Annotated in this window: 17 protein-coding genes and 7 tRNA genes; 10 read left to right on the plus strand and 14 right to left on the minus strand. The window is 73.2% G+C overall.

What is annotated here, in order from left to right:
* Positions 1-28: 28 nt before the first annotated feature.
* The 4 genes from thrS to IO40_RS33120 form a co-directional block, all read right to left on the minus strand.
* The gene (gene thrS, locus IO40_RS0104400) at positions 29-2011 is read right to left on the minus strand and encodes a threonine--tRNA ligase (protein WP_031174902.1); all 1983 of its coding nucleotides are present in this window, start codon (positions 2009-2011) and stop codon (positions 29-31) included.
* A 261-nt stretch (positions 2012-2272) separates the two neighbouring features.
* Positions 2273-2344, minus strand: a tRNA-Val gene (locus IO40_RS0104405).
* 153 nt (positions 2345-2497) lie between these two features.
* A tRNA-Val gene (locus IO40_RS0104410) sits at positions 2498-2572 on the minus strand.
* An 88-nt stretch (positions 2573-2660) separates the two neighbouring features.
* Positions 2661-3005 (minus strand): TIGR02611 family protein, encoded by a 345-nt coding sequence (locus tag IO40_RS33120; protein ID WP_041968492.1) that lies wholly within the window; start codon positions 3003-3005, stop codon positions 2661-2663.
* A 199-nt stretch (positions 3006-3204) separates the two neighbouring features.
* On the opposite strand from IO40_RS33120, the gene IO40_RS0104420 reads away from it, so the two are divergent.
* Both IO40_RS0104420 and IO40_RS0104425 read left to right on the plus strand, forming a co-directional pair.
* Complete coding sequence (locus tag IO40_RS0104420; protein ID WP_016467747.1) at positions 3205-3618, plus strand: SsgA family sporulation/cell division regulator; 414 nt, start codon at positions 3205-3207, stop codon at positions 3616-3618.
* A gap of 271 nt (positions 3619-3889) precedes the next feature.
* Complete coding sequence (locus tag IO40_RS0104425; protein ID WP_016467748.1) at positions 3890-4453, plus strand: CGNR zinc finger domain-containing protein; 564 nt, start codon at positions 3890-3892, stop codon at positions 4451-4453.
* A gap of 90 nt (positions 4454-4543) precedes the next feature.
* Here IO40_RS0104425 and IO40_RS37905 read toward each other — a convergent pair whose 3' ends face one another.
* Positions 4544-4705, minus strand: a complete 162-nt coding sequence (locus tag IO40_RS37905; protein ID WP_016467749.1) for a hypothetical protein — start codon at positions 4703-4705, stop codon at positions 4544-4546.
* Positions 4706-4814: 109 nt separating this feature from the next.
* On the opposite strand from IO40_RS37905, the gene IO40_RS0104435 reads away from it, so the two are divergent.
* The gene (locus tag IO40_RS0104435) at positions 4815-5417 is read left to right on the plus strand and encodes a hypothetical protein (protein WP_041968491.1); all 603 of its coding nucleotides are present in this window, start codon (positions 4815-4817) and stop codon (positions 5415-5417) included.
* Positions 5418-5501: 84 nt separating this feature from the next.
* Here the strand turns inward: IO40_RS0104435 and IO40_RS0104440 are convergent, their stop codons facing one another.
* Positions 5502-5969 carry a hypothetical protein gene (locus IO40_RS0104440; RefSeq protein WP_031174903.1) on the minus strand — a complete coding sequence of 156 codons (468 nt, stop codon included), beginning with the start codon at positions 5967-5969 and terminating at the stop codon, positions 5502-5504.
* A 104-nt stretch (positions 5970-6073) separates the two neighbouring features.
* On the opposite strand from IO40_RS0104440, the gene IO40_RS0104445 reads away from it, so the two are divergent.
* Complete coding sequence (locus tag IO40_RS0104445) at positions 6074-6595, plus strand: DsbA family protein (RefSeq protein WP_016467752.1); 522 nt, start codon at positions 6074-6076, stop codon at positions 6593-6595.
* Between the two features lie 79 nt (positions 6596-6674).
* Here the strand turns inward: IO40_RS0104445 and IO40_RS0104450 are convergent, their stop codons facing one another.
* Genes IO40_RS0104450 through IO40_RS0104460 form a run of 3 tightly spaced genes read right to left on the minus strand, consistent with a single transcriptional unit; the run spans position 6675 to position 9502 of the window.
* Complete coding sequence (locus IO40_RS0104450; RefSeq protein WP_016467753.1) at positions 6675-7520, minus strand: GNAT family N-acetyltransferase; 846 nt, start codon at positions 7518-7520, stop codon at positions 6675-6677.
* 42 nt (positions 7521-7562) lie between these two features.
* The gene (locus tag IO40_RS0104455; RefSeq protein WP_016467754.1) at positions 7563-8384 is read right to left on the minus strand and encodes an aminotransferase class IV; all 822 of its coding nucleotides are present in this window, start codon (positions 8382-8384) and stop codon (positions 7563-7565) included.
* Positions 8381-9502 carry a chorismate-binding protein gene (locus tag IO40_RS0104460; RefSeq protein ID WP_016467755.1) on the minus strand — a complete coding sequence of 374 codons (1122 nt, stop codon included), beginning with the start codon at positions 9500-9502 and terminating at the stop codon, positions 8381-8383. The genes IO40_RS0104455 and IO40_RS0104460 overlap by 4 nt, the downstream gene beginning before the upstream one ends.
* 152 nt (positions 9503-9654) lie before the next feature.
* Here IO40_RS0104460 and IO40_RS0104465 point away from each other — a divergent pair.
* The 5 genes from IO40_RS0104465 (at position 9655) to IO40_RS0104485 (ending at position 10088) form a co-directional block, all read left to right on the plus strand.
* A tRNA-Gly gene (locus IO40_RS0104465) sits at positions 9655-9727 on the plus strand.
* Positions 9728-9756: 29 nt separating this feature from the next.
* A tRNA-Cys gene (locus tag IO40_RS0104470) sits at positions 9757-9830 on the plus strand.
* Between the two features lies 1 nt (position 9831).
* Positions 9832-9903: transfer RNA gene (locus IO40_RS0104475), tRNA-Val, on the plus strand.
* Between the two features lie 37 nt (positions 9904-9940).
* Positions 9941-10012: transfer RNA gene (locus IO40_RS0104480), tRNA-Val, on the plus strand.
* A 1-nt stretch (position 10013) separates the two neighbouring features.
* Positions 10014-10088: transfer RNA gene (locus IO40_RS0104485), tRNA-Val, on the plus strand.
* A gap of 61 nt (positions 10089-10149) precedes the next feature.
* On the opposite strand, the gene IO40_RS0104490 is transcribed toward IO40_RS0104485, so the two are convergent.
* From IO40_RS0104490 to IO40_RS0104500, 3 genes are all read right to left on the minus strand, one after another.
* Positions 10150-10440 (minus strand): TFIIB-type zinc ribbon-containing protein, encoded by a 291-nt coding sequence (locus IO40_RS0104490; RefSeq protein WP_016467756.1) that lies wholly within the window; start codon positions 10438-10440, stop codon positions 10150-10152.
* Positions 10441-10523: 83 nt separating this feature from the next.
* Positions 10524-11510, minus strand: a complete 987-nt coding sequence (locus IO40_RS0104495; protein ID WP_051173447.1) for a phosphotransferase family protein — start codon at positions 11508-11510, stop codon at positions 10524-10526.
* Between the two features lie 186 nt (positions 11511-11696).
* Entirely contained in the window at positions 11697-11906 is a 210-nt protein-coding gene (locus tag IO40_RS0104500; RefSeq protein WP_016467758.1) for a hypothetical protein, read from the minus strand.
* A 633-nt stretch (positions 11907-12539) separates the two neighbouring features.
* On the opposite strand from IO40_RS0104500, the gene IO40_RS0104505 reads away from it, so the two are divergent.
* Positions 12540-14036 carry a serine/threonine-protein kinase gene (locus IO40_RS0104505; RefSeq protein WP_016467759.1) on the plus strand — a complete coding sequence of 499 codons (1497 nt, stop codon included), beginning with the start codon at positions 12540-12542 and terminating at the stop codon, positions 14034-14036.
* 178 nt (positions 14037-14214) lie between these two features.
* Here IO40_RS0104505 and IO40_RS0104510 read toward each other — a convergent pair whose 3' ends face one another.
* Positions 14215-15009 (minus strand): TrmH family RNA methyltransferase, encoded by a 795-nt coding sequence (locus IO40_RS0104510; protein ID WP_031025525.1) that lies wholly within the window; start codon positions 15007-15009, stop codon positions 14215-14217.
* A gap of 152 nt (positions 15010-15161) precedes the next feature.
* On the minus strand, positions 15162-16418 hold the full coding sequence (gene cobA, locus IO40_RS0104515; protein ID WP_016467761.1) for a uroporphyrinogen-III C-methyltransferase: 1257 nt from the start codon (positions 16416-16418) through the stop codon (positions 15162-15164).
* Between the last annotated feature and the right edge of the window lie 69 nt (positions 16419-16487).

The raw sequence follows: 16487 nt of genomic DNA on the forward strand, positions 1-16487 counted from the left end.
CCCTCCGGTCACGCGCGTGACGCCGCCGTCACACCTGGACGCGGCGCTCCACCACGTCGGCGATCTCGGCGAGCGCCTCCTCCTTCGGGATGCCGTTCTTCTGCGAGCCGTCCCGGTAGCGGAAGGAGACCGCGCCGTTGGCGACGTCCTCGTCACCGGCGATGACCATGAACGGCACCTTGGCCTTCTGCGCGTTGCGGATCTTCTTCTGCATCCGGTCGGAGGAGGAGTCGACCTCCATCCGCAGACCCTTGGCCTTGGCCGCCGCCGCGAACTCCGTCAGATACGGCACGTGGTCGTCGCCGATCGGGATGCCGACGGCCTGCACCGGGGCGAGCCACGCCGGGAACGCCCCGGCGTAGTGCTCCAGCAGGACGGCGAAGAACCGCTCGATGGAGCCGAAGAGCGCACGGTGGATCATCACCGGCCGCTGGCGGGAACCGTCGGCGGCGGTGTACTCCAGCTCGAACCGCTGCGGCTGCTGGAAGTCGACCTGGATCGTGGACATCTGCCAGGTACGGCCGATGGCGTCCCGGGCCTGGACGGAGATCTTCGGCCCGTAGAACGCGGCACCGCCCGGGTCCATGACCAGTTCCAGGCCCTGCTTCCCCGCGGCCTGGCGCAGCGCCTCGGTGGCCTCCTCCCACTCCTCGTCGGTGCCCAGGAACTTGTCCGACTCGGGGTCGCGGGTGGACAGCTCCAGATAGAAGTCGGAGAGGCCGTAGTCGCGGAGCAGACCGAGGACGAAGGTGAGCAGGTTGTCCAGCTCGTCCGGCATCTGCTCCTTGGTGCAGTAGATGTGCGAGTCGTCCTGGGTGAAGCCCCGGGCACGGGTGAGACCGTGCACGACACCGGACTTCTCGTACCGGTAGACGGTGCCGAACTCGAACAGCCGCAGCGGCAGTTCCCGGTAGGACCGCCCCCGCGCCCGGAAGATCAGATTGTGCATCGGGCAGTTCATCGCCTTGAGGCGGTAGTTCTGCTCGTCGAACTCCAGCGGCGGGAACATGCCCTCCGCGTAGTGCGGCAGGTGCCCGGAGATCTCGAACAGCCGCTCCTTGGTGATGTGCGGCGTGTTGACGAAGTCGTAGCCGGACTCCTCGTGCCGCCTGCGCGAGTAGTCCTCCATCACCTTGCGGATGACGCCGCCCTTGGGGTGGAAGACGGCCAGGCCGGAGCCCAGCTCCTCGGGGATGGAGAAGAGGTCCAGTTCGGTGCCCAGCTTGCGGTGGTCGCGCTTCTCGGCCTCGGCGAGGAACTCCAGATACTGCTTGAGCTCGTCCTTGGTCGGCCACGCCGTGCCGTAGATCCGCTGGAGCTGCGGGTTCTTCTCGCTGCCGCGCCAGTAGGCGGCGGCGGACCGCATCAGCTTGAAAGCGGGGATCATCCGGGTGGACGGCAGGTGCGGACCCCGGCACAGGTCCTTCCAGCACAGTTCGCCGGTCTTGGCGTCGAGGTTGTCGTAGATCGTCAGCTCGCCGGCGCCGACCTCCGCAGAAGCGCCCTCGGCGGCGTTGGCCGCGTTGCCCTTGAGGCCGATCAGCTCCAGCTTGTACGGCTCGCCGGCCAGCTCCTGGCGGGCGTCCTCGTCGGTGGTGACCCGGCGGGAGAAGCGCTGCCCCTGCTTCTGGATCTGCTGCATCTTCTTCTCGATGCGCTTGAGATCGTCCGGGGTGAAGGGCTCGGCGACGTCGAAGTCGTAGTAGAAGCCGTCCTTGATGGGCGGGCCGATGCCGAGCTTGGCCTCGGGGAACAGCTCCTGGACGGCCTGCGCCATCACGTGTGCGGTGGAGTGCCGCAGGATGGCGAGTCCGTCATCGCTGGTGATCTCGACGGGCTCGACGACCTGTCCGTCGGCGAGCTCGTAGGCCAGGTCCCTGAGTTCACCGTCGACACGTACGGCGATCACGGAGCGGTCACCCTCGAAGAGCGCGGCGGCCGTAGTGCCCGTCGTCACCACGCGCTCTTCCCGCTCGGAATCGCGTTGGATGGTCACACGGGCATCTGACACCGGTCTCTCCTGACTCTCACCTGGGGTACGCGGCCGTCGCCGCGCGGTCGGCGCGGCTCGGGGCCGCGCCGTCGAATCGTACCGAGCCACGGCCCCCACCCGCGAAACGGAGCCGGAACGGGAACAGCCCCGCGGGCACCGGCGACCGGACCGCGGAGCGGGCGGCCGAGGCCCGGAGGAGATCGAAGAGGGCGGAAACGAGGAAGAGGCCGCCCCGTCGGAATGACGGTGCGGCCTCGGTGATCTCACGCTGGATCGGGGTGGGCGATACTGGGTTCGAACCAGTGACCTCTTCGGTGTGAACGAAGCGCTCTCCCACTGAGCTAATCGCCCCGGGGTCTCCGCCGGTCGCCCGGCGGCACGTGCAGAACCATACAGTGCGTCGCGCCCTTCATCCAAACCCCTTTCCGGCAGCGGCCGGACGGGCGTTCGGGGCGGAAACACGCCGGGGCCCGGAAGCTGATCGCTTCCGGGCCCCGGGTGCGTTGGTGGGCGATACTGGGTTCGAACCAGTGACCTCTTCGGTGTGAACGAAGCGCTCTCCCGCTGAGCTAATCGCCCGCTGGCCGGATCAACATTACCCCATGTCAGAGGGTGCTCATGACCATCGACCGCGGACCGCGGAGCGCCGGCGGCCCCCTGTCGGCCGTCAGCCCTGCCGGCGGGCGAGCTTGCGTTCCTTGCGGGCGGCCCGGCGCTCCTTCATCCACTGGGTGCCCTCGTGGTACTTGCGTTTGGTCCACCGAAGGACGTGCTGCGCCCAGACGAACTCGGTCGCCCACACCGCCATACCGCCGAATATCACCAGCCACCCGGGACCGGGAAGCGGCAGCATGATCACGCCGCCGATCACGATCGCGAGGCCGACCAGGAAGATTCCGGCCCGCCAGCTCACGTGCAGGGTCCGGGACGCCTGGATGAACGCCGGGGCCCGGGAGCCGAGTGGCTTGTCTTCGCGGGTGCCAAGTGGCTTTTCGTCACTCTGCGCACTCATGTGGGACAAGGTACCCGACCCCTTCGTGTTCTGACGGTTCACTCGTTCGGCCCCCTCTCACAAACGTACAAGAGCCGTATGAAGGATTCGATTCCGGGCAAATCCCTCAGAGGGGTTTACAACCGGCGCGTAGGTGGCATGTCGATTGCGCCGACGTGCGAATCCCCGAGCGCACACTGAGCGAAAGGCCCTGGCGCTTATGAACACAACGGTGAGCTGCGAGTTGCACCTGCGCCTCGTTGTTTCGAGCGAGTCCTCACTGCCTGTACCAGCGGGCCTGCGGTACGACACGGCGGACCCCTACGCCGTGCACGCCACCTTCCACACCGGTGCCGAGGAGACCGTGGAGTGGGTCTTCGCCCGCGATCTCCTGGCCGAGGGCCTCCACCGGCCCACGGGCACCGGGGACGTCCGAGTCTGGCCGTCCCGGAGCCACGGACAGGCCGTGGCCTGCATCGCCCTCAGCTCCCCGGAGGGCGAGGCCCTGCTGGAGGCCCCTGCGCGGGCGCTGGAATCCTTCCTGAAGCGAACAGACGCGGCCGTGCCGCCCGGAACCGAGCACCGTCACTTCGACCTCGACACGGAGCTCTCGCACATCCTCGCCGAGAGCTGAGACCGCCGGTTCCCGCCGCCGTCCGACTCGGGGCGACGGCCGGCGGGTCCGGCAGCCGTGTGCCACGGCACCGCTTCGTGTAACGGCACACTGCGACGCCGCCGCCGCGTATCCGTACGCGGCGGCGGCGTCGCTGCGTAGAGGCTCCGCCACCGGGTGCTGCGGCTCCCGAGCCCCACGACCGGGGCGGCGAGGGCGCCGGTGCCCCAGCCACGGGCACCCGGGGTGGAGGGACTACGCTTCGTGCGCACAGACCCTGCAGGAGCGGCCCGTGCGGATCAACCACGACACCCGGTGCGCACTCGACCAGGCGGTCGAATTGCTGAACACCATGCCGGACGGCGACACCCCCGACACGCTGGTGTCCGTGGCGGACCTGCGCGACTACCTCGTACGGAACAAGGTCAGCGGTGTCGGCGCCCTGACGGAGGACGATCTGCGGGCCGTACGCGCGGTACGGGAGCAGTTCTCACGGGTGTTCGCCGCTCCCGATGCACGGACCGCGGCGCAGCTGATCAACACCCTGGTCGCGGGAGCCGGGACCACCCCGCAGCTGACCGATCACGACGGGTACGACTGGCACGTCCACTACTTCGCGCCGGGCGCCTCCGTGGCCCAGCACCTGGCGGCGGACTGCGGGATGGCGCTGGCGTTCGTTCTGGTCGCGGGCGAGCTCGACCGGCTGCGGCGCTGCTCGGCACCGGACTGCCGACGCGCCTTCGTCGACCTGTCCCGCAACCGCTCCCGCCGCTACTGCGACAGCCGCACCTGCGGGAACCGGCTCCACGTCGCCGCCTACCGCGCCCGGCGGCGCGAGTCGGCGGCGGACGGCTGACCCGACGGCACCCGCCCAGCGGTACGCCGGGCACGCACCGTGCCGACGAGGCGCACGGAGAGGCACCGCACGGGTGCCGCGGCGGGGCGGTCACAGCAGCAGCAGGTCGTGCACCCCGGCGACCGCCAGCAGCACGGCGATCACCGTCAGGAACAACATCAGCGGGGGCTGGGAGAGCGCGTACAGGCACCCTTTGCGCTCGGGGGGCGGCAGCTCGTCGAGCTCTACGGTGGAGTTCGGCGTCGTGTCCATCTCGCCGTGATCATGTCGCAGAGCTTCGTCCGGACTGCTCCAACACGCCCCTTTTCTGGTGGAGTTAGCGGGAACATCCGGCATTGACGGCACTGACATGCTAAAGCCCATGGAGCACTTCGCACCGCCGACTGGACAGCACCCCGGCCCCTCACGTATCGACGCGGTCGTCTCGGGAGAGCTGAGCTGGACCGAAGTGGACCTCGTCGACCTCGCGGGCGGCGAGACGGAGGCACTGCGGTCCGTACTGGAGACCTACGGGGTCCGCGTCAACCGCTTCCCCGTCGGGCAGCCGCGTCACCTGGTGGCCGCGCTGGGCGGCGTGCGGCAGGCGGCGCCCTACGTGGTGCTCTCCTGCCACGGTGCGGACGGCGGCATCCTGCTGGACGAGCTGATACCGGAGGTCGCCCGGAACCAGCCGTTCCTGGGATCGGCCGGCCCCGACGAGATCCGCGCCCATCTGCGGTTCCCGGGCAGCGTCGTCATCTCCACCGGGTGCGACACCGGTACCCGAGCGCTGGCCGACGCGGTCTTCGACGCGGGCGGCAGCGCCTATCTGGCACCGGAGAGCGAGCCCTTCGGGCATGCGGCGGTGTTCGCCGTTCTGTACCTGTTCTACGAACTGACCGAGGGCCGCACGCTGGAGCAGGCGGTGGCCACGCTCCGCGAGCACGACGCGGAGCTGGCGAAGTGGCGCCTTTTTCTGCCGTGAGCGGCCCGCCGTGAGCGGCGGCGCCGGCTTCCCGGCCGATGGCGGCGCCCGGGTGACGGGCCGGGCGGCCCGGCCACCCGGTCGTCAGATGCCGTGCTTCTTGAGGATCGCCTCGATGTCCGAGAAGACCTCGTCCGGTGCGCCGGCCGGGCGGGACGCGGCGGGCGCCGGGGAGCCGAGGGCCGGGGTGCCGGCGGCCGGCTCACTGGCGTGGGGCCGCTTGCCCCGCTGCCGCCCACCGGCGGCGCGGCCCTCCTTGCCGCCGCCCCTGCCCGAGGCGAGGCGGGCGGCGATCCACAGGACGACCGCGCAGGCCAGAACGGCGAATCCGCCCCACACGCTGGGCTTGAGGACGAGGTCGGCCGCCCAGCTGCCGAACGCCCTGACGATCTTGCCGCCGAGCCCGACCAGCCCGGACATCGCCAGGCCGACCGGCACCAGGGCGACGGCGGCGATGCGCGTCGCGGCGGCGAAGCGGCGGCGCCAGGCCGTCAGGAAGGCGATGGCGAGGCCCGCGGCGGAGAGCGCGGCGCAGACGGTCGTGGTGAGCATGTCTCCATCGTGGCACCGCGGGGGCGCCGGCGGCCACGGCCGGACCCCGGATCAGGGTCATCTCCGGGTCGGAAGCCCTCCCGGGGGCTGAGAGACTGGGGGCCATGGACAACACCACCGACTCCGGCACCGCCCTCCCCCGTGTCACCCTCGACGTGTGGTGCGAGCTCCAGTGCCCCGACTGCCACCGGGCCCAGGGCGACCTGAGGGCGCTGCACGAGCGGTACGGCGACGCGCTGGAGATCCGGCTGCGGCACTTCCCGCTGGAGAAGCACAAGCACGCCTACGCCGCCGCCCAGGCGTTCGAGGAGGCCTACGCGCAGGGCAAGGGCGCACCGTATGCCCGGGCCGTGCTGGGGCGCACCGCCGAGCTGGGCGAGCGCGGCGAGGAGCTGCTGGTGGAGGTCGCCCGGGAACTGGGCCTGGACGCCGACGAGTTGGAGACGGCGCTGATCGACGGCCGGCATCTGCTGGTGGTGGACGCCGACCAGGCCGAGGGCAAGGCGATCGGGGTGACGGGGACGCCCACGTACGTCATCGACGGTCAGCGGCTGGACGGCGGCAAGAGCCAGGAGGGGCTGCGCGAGCGGATCGAGGAGATCGCCGACCGGCTGCTGGGGCGCTGAGCGGGCCGGACGGCTGCCTCACGGCTTCCGCTCGCGCCGCCACCGCACCTCTGGCGGATGGCCCGGCCGTCGCTCTCCGTCATACGAGCCGCTTGGCGTAGCACAGCTCCACCAGGCGGTAGCCCAGCGAGGTGTAGAGCCGCAGAGCCGGGGTGTTGTCGGAGAACACGTTGAGGCCGAGGAGCCGGGCGCCGCGCTCTGCGCACACCTGCTCGGCCGCCAGCATCAGGGTGCGGCCGTGGCCCTCGCCGCGCCGCTCGGCCTCCACGTGGACGTCGAAGACCCAGGCGTCCACGTCGTCGCGGGGCAGCCCGGCGAAGGCCAGCCATATCGCGCCGACGTCCACGCCGTCACGGGTCAGGACCCGCAGTGCGGCCGTCCGGGTCGCGGCGCCGTCCGGCAGGTGGATCCGTCTGGCGGCTTCGGACCTGACCGCCGCCTCCTGGGGGGTGGCACCGCGGGCGGTCATGCCGTCGATGAAGGTGGCCGCGCTCTTGTCCCACCACTGCTCGAACTCGTCCGCCGTCAGCGGCCGGGGCACACTGCCGGGCGGCAGGGACGGCGGTGCGTCCACGTCCTTGACCATGTGCCGGCTGCGTTCGGTGTAGCCGAGGGACGCCAGCAGGCCGGTGCCCGCCGCGTCCTCCTCGCCCGTCACCGGGACGCTCGTCTCCACGTACACGGCGCCCCAGTCGCGCAGTACCTCCTCGGCGGCGAGCGCCGCCACCGTCCCCCTCCCCCGGCGGCGTTCGCCGGGCTCGACGGTCAGCCCGGCGATCCGCCCGGAGGCGGGGCCGCCCTCGGGAGGCCCGGCCAGGTCGAGGCCGCCGACCGGGCGGGAGTTGACGCAGATCTCGTAGGTGCGGGAGCGCCGGCCGTCGGCGGTGCGGTGCTCGGGTCCGGTGGGGCGCAAAGTCGTCGTCACGGTTGAGGTTCTACCCCTCCGGTGACGGCTGCGGCCACCGGGTTACGGGTCGATGTCGGCGGCCGACCGCTCCTCGAAGACGCGCATCGCCTTGGTGGTCACGGGGCCGGGCGTGCCGGGCAGGGCGCGGCCGTCGATACGGGAGACGGCCTGGACGTCGCGCAGGCTGGAGGTCACGAAGACCTCCTCGGCCCGCTCCAGCACGTCCATGGGCAGCTCGGTCTCCCGCGCGTCCGTCCATTCCAGGACGAGGGCACGGGTGATGCCGGCCAGGCAGCCCGAGGCCAGCGGCGGGGTGTGCAGCTCACCGTCGAGGACGACGAAGACGTTGGAGCCGGTGCCCTCGCACAGCATGCCGTGCGTGTTGGGGAACAGCGCCTCGCTGGCGGCCTGTTGCCGGGCCCGGGCGAGGGCGACGACGTTCTCGGCGTACGAGGTGGTCTTCAGCCCGGTGACCGCGCCGCGTTCGTTGCGGGTCCACGGCACGGTGACGACGGAGGTGACGTCGGGCCTGCGGGTGGCCTCGCCGAGTGCCACGACGAGGGTGGGCTTCGCGTCACCGCGGTCGGAGCCGAGCGGGGACAGCCCCCCGGTGTAGGTGATCCGCAGCCGGCCGTAGGGCATCGGGTTGGCCGCGACGACGGCTTCGCAGGCCCGACGTACCTCGTCCAGGTCGGGCTCGGGCAGGCCGAGGCCCCGGGCCGAGGCGGCCAGCCGGCGCAGGTGCCGGGTGAGGGCGAAGGGGGTGCCCTCGGTGGTCTTGACGGTCTCGAAGACGCCGTCACCGACCGTGAGCCCGTGGTCGAGCACGGAGACGTTCGCGCCGTGTGCGTCCCGTAGTCCGCCGTCGAGCCAGATCTTCACTGTTGCTTCACCTCAGGGAGCCTCTGGGGCCGCTGCGTCACCGGGGGGGTGTGCGCTTCCCGTGTCGCGGTCTCGTCGTTCTCGTACTCCCCCGACGCTACCGCGAGCAGCCGGGCGGCCTTCAGTTCGGTCTCGCGCCACTCCTGCTCCGGGTCGGAGTCCCAGATGATCCCGGCGCCCGCCCCGAACCGCAGCAGGGGCGCGGGGTGGTCGCGTTCGATCCAGAAGGTGCGGATGCCCACGGCCAGCTCCCCCACGCCCCGGTCCGCGTCCACCCAGCCGACGGCTCCGGTGTACGGGCCGCGCGGCGAGGTCTCCAGCTCCGCTATCAGCCGCAGGGCGCTCGATTTGGGGGCGCCGGTTATCGAGCCGGGCGGGAAGGTGTGCTCCAGCAGCCGCGCCCAGCCGTCCTCGGCGCCCGCGGGCAGTTCGCCGCGGACCGTGGAGACGAGGTGGACGAGGCCGCGGTACGGCTCGGCGGCGCAGAGTGCGGGCACGGTGACGGAGCCGGGTTCGCAGACGCGGCCCAGGTCGTTGCGGACCAGATCCGTGATCATCACGTTCTCGGCCCGCTCCTTGGCCCCCAGGTCGGCCGCGGTCCGGCCGGTGCCTTTGATCGGGCCGGACTCGACGGTGCGGCCGTCGCGGCGCAGATAGAGCTCGGGCGAGGCGGTGGCTATCTCCATGCCGTGCGCGGGCAGCCGCACCGTGCCGGCGTAGGCCGCGGGCCCGTCCTGGGCGAGCCGGGCGGTGAGCTGGTCGATGTCGGCCGCCGCCGGGTCGGGCAGCGGCGCGGACAGGACGCGGCAGAGGTTGACCTGGTAGACGTCACCGGCGGCGATGGCCGCCCGGATGCGCCGTACCCCCTCCATGTAGGCGGCCCGGTCCAGGGAACCGGCCCAGCTGTCCGGGGCCGGCCCGCGCCAGCGGCCGGGGACCGGGGCCGGCGGCGGTGCGGGGCGGACGTCGCCGAAGCGGGCGCAGCGCAGCCCTCCCTCGTAGTCGGCGACGACGGCCCACCAGCCCGAGGAGTCGAGGGCCTCGGGGTCGCTGGTGACGTCACGGAGATCGGTGGCGAGGAGCCCGCCCAAGCGGGCGAGGGGGGTCAGATCGGACACGGGTGCGAGTCTATGGAGGCCGCTGAGCGGCCACGCTGCGGAAACGGAATTTGAGCTGGCCCGGGAATCCGCTAAAGTTCAACACGTCGCCGCGGCGCGCAAGCGCTCCGGAGGCGAGGTACCCCCCGGGCTGTCACCCGGAAAGGGCACCTGCGGACGTGGCTCAGTTGGTAGAGCATCACCTTGCCAAGGTGAGGGTCGCGAGTTCGAATCTCGTCGTCCGCTCGACGTGGGGGCTCCCGGCCCCCGCACTCGGTGGAGTGGCCGAGAGGCGAGGCAACGGCCTGCAAAGCCGTCTACACGGGTTCAAATCCCGTCTCCACCTCCAAGGACGATTAGCTCAGCGGGAGAGCGCTTCCCTGACACGGAAGAGGTCACTGGTTCAATCCCAGTATCGTCCACCGGGTCCCACCGGACCCTGGTCCGCAAGGGCCTTGCGCGCGGTTAGCTCAGCGGGAGAGCGCTTCCCTGACACGGAAGAGGTCACTGGTTCAATCCCAGTACCGCGCACGGACGATTAGCTCAGCGGGAGAGCGCTTCCCTGACACGGAAGAGGTCACTGGTTCAATCCCAGTATCGTCCACCATCCTTCGAGGGCCCCGGCCGCACCGGCCGGGGCCCTCGGCGTATGCCGGCCGGTGCGGGGTTCAGGAGGAGAAGAGCATCCGCCCGAAGCCGCCGCGGTGCCCGTGGTGTCCATGGTGCCCGTAGTGGCCGTGCGCACCGTGGTGCGGGGCGCCCCAGGCGGGACCGGACGGGTACGCCTGCGGGCCGGGGGGCGGCGGGGGTGCGGACTGCGCCCACTGGGCCTCCAGCCTCGTGAGGGCCTCCAGTTCCCCGTAGTCGAGGAAGATTCCCCGGCAGTTGTCGCACTGCTCTATCTGCACACCGTTGCGGTTGTACGTGCGCATGGGGGCGCCGCACTTCGGACACACCATCTGTCTGCTTCCTCTCTTCCGGTGCCCGGGGCCGTCGCGGGCCGGCGACGGGTGCCGGCCCGTCCGTGCCGGGCGCATCCACCCTACGGCCCCTGTACGAAGGGCTGTTCGGTGCGGTCATGGAGGCCGGCGATGCGGGCGCAGGCGGCCACGACCGCCTCCTCCGCGTCGTCGAGGCCCCGGTTCCCGGCGGTTGCCTTTGCGACGCCGAGCGCCGCGCTCTGCACCGTCAACGCCCGTGCGGCGGCGTCCAGGTGCGGCCACGGGTCGGCCGCGGCCAGGCCGGTGGTGGTACCGGCCGCGCGGCGGCTGGACGCGTAGGCGCCGAGGAAGCGTGCCCAGGCGGCCGGCTCCAGCAGGCCGGCGGCGTACCAGCAGGCGGGCCGCGCCAGGTCCCAGGCCGGGTCCCCCAGCCCCAGGTCGTCGACGTCTATCAGGTGCCAGGGGCCGGCCGGCGCGGGGTGACGGACGAGCTGGCCCAGGTGGAAGTCGCCGTGACACAGCGTGCCGGTGTACGGCGCCGGCTCCTCGTCGCGGCACCAGGCCGGCAGGGTCGCCCAGGCGCGTTCGACCGTGCGGGCGGCTGCCCGGTGGGCGGTGTGCGGAGCCCCGCGCATCCGGGCCACCGCCCGGGCCGCCTTGGCCGGGCCGCGCATCACCGGGAGGGGGCCGGGGAGTTGGTGGGACAGGGGCAGTTCGTGGAGCCGGGCCAGCAGGGTGCCGGCCGCCTCCCAGGGGGCTTGGGCCGCGTCGTGCGGGTCCACGGGACGGCCGTGCGGCCACAGGCTGGCGACCCGGCCGCCGGGCAGCGGGGCGGGGCACGGGCCTGGCAGCGGCGGCAGCAGGATGCCCCGGCAGACGACGGAGGAGGCCAGGTGCAGGCGGACGGCGAGGGCGGGCACGTCGGTGTCCGGCGCGTGCGCCTTGGCCACCTTGTCCCCCACGCGTACGACGGTCCCGTCGGGCCGGTCGGCCAGCAGCTCGCCGGGGGCGCCCGCCCCGCCCGCGAGGTTCGCCAGCGCACGGCGGAGGGCGGGCGGGGAGGCGGCTGAGGAGCGGGAGGGGGTCACGAGGAGGCAGCGTACGGGGCCGTGCCCAGGGCGGGTGGTGGCGGTGGCGGTGCCCCGGCACGCGCTGAGGCCCGGGCAGCTCCCCAGCTGCCCGGGCCTCGTTGCCGTCCGCCGCACCCCCGTCCCCACGGGGCTGTAACCACCGGAAGTCCCCGACCCGGTCCGCTCCACCGGGCCCGGGGCCGCTCAGGACCCCAGCATTCCGGCAACGGACGACGCCTGTACCAGCACCGTCCTGCCCCAGCCCGAGACCAGGCCGAGGAGGGCGGCGAGCGGCAGCACCATGGCGACTGCCACCAGCGGATGGCGCTGCCCGCCGGGACGGGTGCCGAGGGCGGCGAGAGCCGCCAGCTTTCCCTTCCCTCTGGGCGTCGAACGCCCGGCGGTGTCCGCCATGATCCGCTCCTGTCGTCGTGTGGGGCGGCGGACGTCTGACCTCGGGGGACGAGTGCTGCGTCCGCCGCTTGACCACAACATTAGGCACGGGCGTGCCGGGCTGCGTCATGCGCGCGTACCGACTCGGGGGCCTCCCGCAGGATGACGTGGGACAGCGCGGACTACTCCCCAGGGTGGACGTCCGTCCGGCTTTCCCCGGGTCTTCCCCCAGGGGGCACCGGAACGGTCCGCTCCGGGTGAGTTCGCTCACTCCGCCGGGGCGCGCGCCCCGTTGCCGGACGGCGTCGCGGGCGAGGACGGGCGGTGCCGTCCGGCTGCCGGACGGTGCGGTCGGGGGCCGGGGCCCGGTACGGGTCGCCGTCCGTCGCCCCGTCAATCCCCGCCGGTGACAGGAGCCTTGGGGGCGGCAACAGGGGGCGCGCGGGTGCGTGGGCCCGGCGCGTTGTGCCGATTTCCCGTCGTCTCGAGTGCGCTGACATTCCGTCTGGCGCGGCGTGCGCGGCCTATCGTCGGCTCGTGGCGGCAGTCCGTAAGCTGTGGTCGTCAGACGGACCGGTCAGCGGGTGGGGCAGTCCCCGCCGGGCGCCGGAGGTGGGGCACTCACCCACCGGACACCGGAGGTAGGGAACGGACATGGCGATGATGCGGCTCCGACGCGAGGACCCGCGAGTCGTCGGCTCGTTCAGGCTCCACCGCCGCCTGGGCGCCGGGGGCATGGGAGTGGTCTACCTCGGTTCCGACCGGCGCGGACAGCGGGTGGCCCTCAAGGTGATCCGGCCGGATCTCGCCGAGGACCAGGAGTTCCGCTCCCGTTTCGCCCGCGAGGTGTCGGCCGCGCGGCGGATCCGGGGCGGCTGCACCGCGCGGCTGGTCGCCGCCGATCTGGAGGCGGACCGGCCCTGGTTCGCCACGCAGTACGTGCCCGGACCCTCGCTGCACGACAAGGTGAACGAGGAGGGGCCGCTGCCCGCCGCTCAGGTCGCCTCGATCGGCGCGGCCCTCGCCGAGGGCCTGGTGGCCGTGCACGAGGCGGGGGTCGTGCACCGTGACCTGAAACCGTCGAACATCCTGCTGTCGCCCAAAGGGCCGCGCATCATCGACTTCGGCATCGCGTGGGCGACCGGCGCGAGCACCCTCACCCACGTGGGCACCGCCGTCGGCTCGCCCGGCTATCTGGCGCCCGAGCAGGTGCGGGGTGCGGCGGTCACCCCCGCCACGGACGTGTTCGCGCTGGGCGCCACGCTGGCGTACGCCGCGACTGCCGACTCCCCCTTCGGGCAGGGGAGTTCGGATGTGATGCTCTACCGGGTGGTGCACGAGGAGCCGCAGCTCGACACCGTGCACGCGGCGCTGGCACCGCTCATCCGTGCCTGCCTGGTCAAGTCCCCGGAGGACCGGCCCAGCACGCTCCAGCTGTCCCTGCGGCTCAAGGAGATCGCGGCGCGCGAGGCGCGGGGCCTTCCGGACGGCGGCGAGGGCGCGGTCACGCTCGGCCGGGGCCGGGGTCCTGCGGGGGGCCGGACGGGAGAGCGCTCCGGTGCCGGCCCGCGCCCTGCGGCCGGCAGCCGTCGCGAACCGCTCTCAGGGCAGCGCCGGGCCCGTGACCACGCACAGCAGCGCACCCAGCCGGACGGTACGGGACGCGAGCGGGAGGGCGCGGCGAGCGCGCCCCGCGCCTCGACGCCGCGTACGCCCCGCTCGGCGCCGCCGCACTCGGGCCGCACGCCGCGCCCTTCCCGGGTACCGAGAGAGGGACGGGAGGGCCGTGACGTACGGGAGAGCGGGTACGCCTCCGGGAACGGCTCGCGTCCGAGTGCCGAACGCGCCGCCCGGCGCACCGCCGGGCCGCCCCAGCCCCGCGGCGGTGAACGGTCCGGGAGCGGGCGGCCCGCAGCGGGCCGTTCCGGTCCCCCGCGCCCGGCGCGCGGTGAGGGCGGCCGGCCACGGGCGGGGCTCAGCCCGGCGGCCCGCAAACGGCGGCTGCTGCGGCAGCGGCTGATCGTGTTCGTGACGGTGACACTGCTGGTGGCGCTCGGCATCGCCGCTGCCCAGGGCTGCGAGGGGCCCTCCCGCGGCCTCGGCCGGATGACGGAACGCGTGCCGGTGCACTCCTCCTCCTACGACGGCTGAGTCCCGGCCGCTCGCTGCGGCCCGGGGCCGCTGGGGGCGGCCCGTCGGTGCGCCCGGAGCGGAGTGCGCCGGGACCGTCCGGGGCCCGTCCTCTCCCGTGGAGCGCCCGCGAGGCGGCCACCGGGCCGCCGCGGCGCGCGGGGGGCCTGCGCGGCGGACCGCGGGATGGTGCGTCGGGTCAGCGGGTCACCGCGTAGAACGCGACGGCTGCTGCCGCGCCGACGTTGAGCGAGTCGACCCCGTGGGCCATCGGGATGCGGACCCACTCGTCGGCGGCGCGCAGGGCGCGGGCGGTCAGCCCGTCACCCTCCGCGCCGAGCATCAGGGCGGTGCGCCGCTCGCCGCCGGTGGGCACGGTGTCGAGGGGCACGGCCTTCTCGTCGGGGGTGAGCGCGAGCAGTTGGAAGCCCGCGTCCCGCACCGTCTCCAGCCCGCGCGGCCAGTCGGGCAGACGGGCGTAGGGAACGGCGAAGACCGCCCCCATCGAGACCTTCACCGAGCGGCGGTAGAGGGGGTCGGCACAGTCGGGTGACAGCAGGACGGCGTCCATGCCCAGGGCCGCGGCGCTGCGGAAGATGGCGCCGATGTTGGTGTGGTCGTTGACCGCCTCCATGATCGCCACCCGGCGTGCGGCGGCCAGCAGTTCCGCGGCGTCGGGCAGGGGTTTGCGCTGCATGGAGGCGAGGGCGCCGCGGTGGACGTGGTAGCCGGTGACGCGCTCGGCCAGCTCCGGGCTGACGGCGTAGACGGGTGCGGGCACCTCGTCGATCACGTCGCGCATCACATCCAGCCACTTGGCGGACAGCAGCATCGAGCGCATCTCGTACCCGGCCTGCCGGGCCCGGCGGATGACCTTCTCGCCCTCGGCGATGAACAGTCCTTCGGCGGGCTCACGCCTGCGGCGCAGTTCGACGTCGGTCAGGCCCGTGTAGTCGCTCAGCCGCGGGTCGTCGGGGTCGTCGACGGTGACGATCCCGCCGGCCGGTGCCGTGCGCGGCCTTCCGGACGGGGGCGGGGCGGATGCAGAGGATGGGGTAGCCACGGGCCGATACTGCCTTGTCGTGCTCGAAGTGCCAATGCGTTGCTACCGACGCGTAGGGGCCGGAGCGCTCGGGGACCGGAGCGTCACTCCGCGTCGTCCTGCCGGGGGTTGACGGCCACCACGTCGCCGATCACCACCACGGCGGGCGGGCGCACCCCCTCGGCCGCGGCCCGGTCCGCGACAGTGGCCAGCGTGGCGTCCACCCGGCGCTCGGTGGCCATGGTGCCCTCCTGTACGACGGCGACCGGGGTGTCGTCGGGGCGGCCGTGCGCGCGCAGGGTCGCCGCGATGGCGCCCAGGTTCTCCACGGCCATCAGCAGCACCAGGGTGCCGCGCAGCCGGGCCAGGGCGGGCCAGTCCACCAGCGACCGCGGATCGTCGGGGGCCACATGGCCGCTGACCACCGTGAACTCGTGGGCCACACCCCGGTGCGTGACGGGGATGCCGGCCGAGCCCGGCACGCTGATGGAGCTGGAGATGCCCGGCACCACCGTGACCTCGATGCCCTCGGCCGCCAGCTGCTGGGCCTCCTCCATGCCCCGCCCGAAGACGAACGGGTCACCGCCCTTGAGCCGCACCACGGACCTGCCGGCCTTGGCGTGCTCGACCAGCACCGCGTTGATGGCCTCCTGCGCCATCGCCCGGCCGTAGGGGATCTTCGCCGCATCGATGACCTCGACGTGCGGCGGGAGTTCGGCCAGCAGATCGCGCGGGCCGAGCCGGTCGGCGACGACCACGTCCGCCTGCGCCAGCAGCCGCCGCCCGCGCACGGTGATCAGATCCGGGTCGCCCGGCCCCCCGCCGACGAGCGCGACGCCCGCCCTGCGGGGCCCGTGCGCGCCGGCCGCCAGAGAGCCGTCGCCGAGCCGCGCGACGATGGCGTCACGTATCGCCGCCGCGCGGCGCGGGTCGCGCCCGGCCGCCCCGTGCACCCCGCTGGTGAGGACGGCGACCGTGATGCCGTCGCTGCGGCCGGTCGCCGGGGTCCAGGCGGTGCCCTCGTCCGCGTCGTCCGCCCGTACGCACCACACCCGGCGGGCCTCCGCCTCGGCGGTGACCGCCGCGTTGACGGCGGGGTCGTCGGTGGCCGCGATGGCGTACCAGGCGTCCGCCAGATCGCCCTCCCGCCAGACCCGGCGCTCCCAGGTGATCTCACCGCCGGCCGCCATCGCCTCCACGGACGGCGTGACCCGGGGCGCGACCAGGGTGACCTCGGCGCCGGCCGCCAGCAGCGCGGGCAGCCGGCGCTGTGCGACGGTGCCACCGCCCACCAGCACGACGCGGCGCCCGGCCAGGCGGAGTCCTACGGGGTAGGCGGGGGTGGCGGAGGTTTCCGGCATCGGGGACGGCATCCTTCTCGGGGTGGAACCGGCTCGCGGCACAGCCGGCGACGACGCCGCTGCGGCGGT

The sequence above is a fragment of the Streptomyces albus subsp. albus genome (genome assembly GCF_000725885.1).
GTDB classification, from domain to species: domain Bacteria; phylum Actinomycetota; class Actinomycetes; order Streptomycetales; family Streptomycetaceae; genus Streptomyces; species Streptomyces albus.

What these genes read in the sequence shown, in the direction of transcription:
- IO40_RS33120 (WP_041968492.1), bottom strand. Translation starts at nt 3,005, where the DNA reads ATGAGTGCGCAGAGTGACGAAAAGCCACTTGGCACCCGCGAAGACAAG.
- IO40_RS0104420 (WP_016467747.1), top strand. Translation starts at nt 3,205, where the DNA reads ATGAACACAACGGTGAGCTGCGAGTTGCACCTGCGCCTCGTTGTTTCG.
- IO40_RS37905 (WP_016467749.1), bottom strand. Translation starts at nt 4,705, where the DNA reads ATGGACACGACGCCGAACTCCACCGTAGAGCTCGACGAGCTGCCGCCC.
- IO40_RS0104435 (WP_041968491.1), top strand. Translation starts at nt 4,815, where the DNA reads ATGGAGCACTTCGCACCGCCGACTGGACAGCACCCCGGCCCCTCACGT.
- IO40_RS0104440 (WP_031174903.1), bottom strand. Translation starts at nt 5,969, where the DNA reads ATGCTCACCACGACCGTCTGCGCCGCGCTCTCCGCCGCGGGCCTCGCC.
- IO40_RS0104445 (WP_016467752.1), top strand. Translation starts at nt 6,074, where the DNA reads ATGGACAACACCACCGACTCCGGCACCGCCCTCCCCCGTGTCACCCTC.
- IO40_RS0104490 (WP_016467756.1), bottom strand. Translation starts at nt 10,440, where the DNA reads ATGGTGTGTCCGAAGTGCGGCGCCCCCATGCGCACGTACAACCGCAAC.
- IO40_RS0104500 (WP_016467758.1), bottom strand. Translation starts at nt 11,906, where the DNA reads ATGGCGGACACCGCCGGGCGTTCGACGCCCAGAGGGAAGGGAAAGCTG.
- IO40_RS0104505 (WP_016467759.1), top strand. Translation starts at nt 12,540, where the DNA reads ATGGCGATGATGCGGCTCCGACGCGAGGACCCGCGAGTCGTCGGCTCG.
- cobA (WP_016467761.1), bottom strand. Translation starts at nt 16,418, where the DNA reads ATGCCGGAAACCTCCGCCACCCCCGCCTACCCCGTAGGACTCCGCCTG.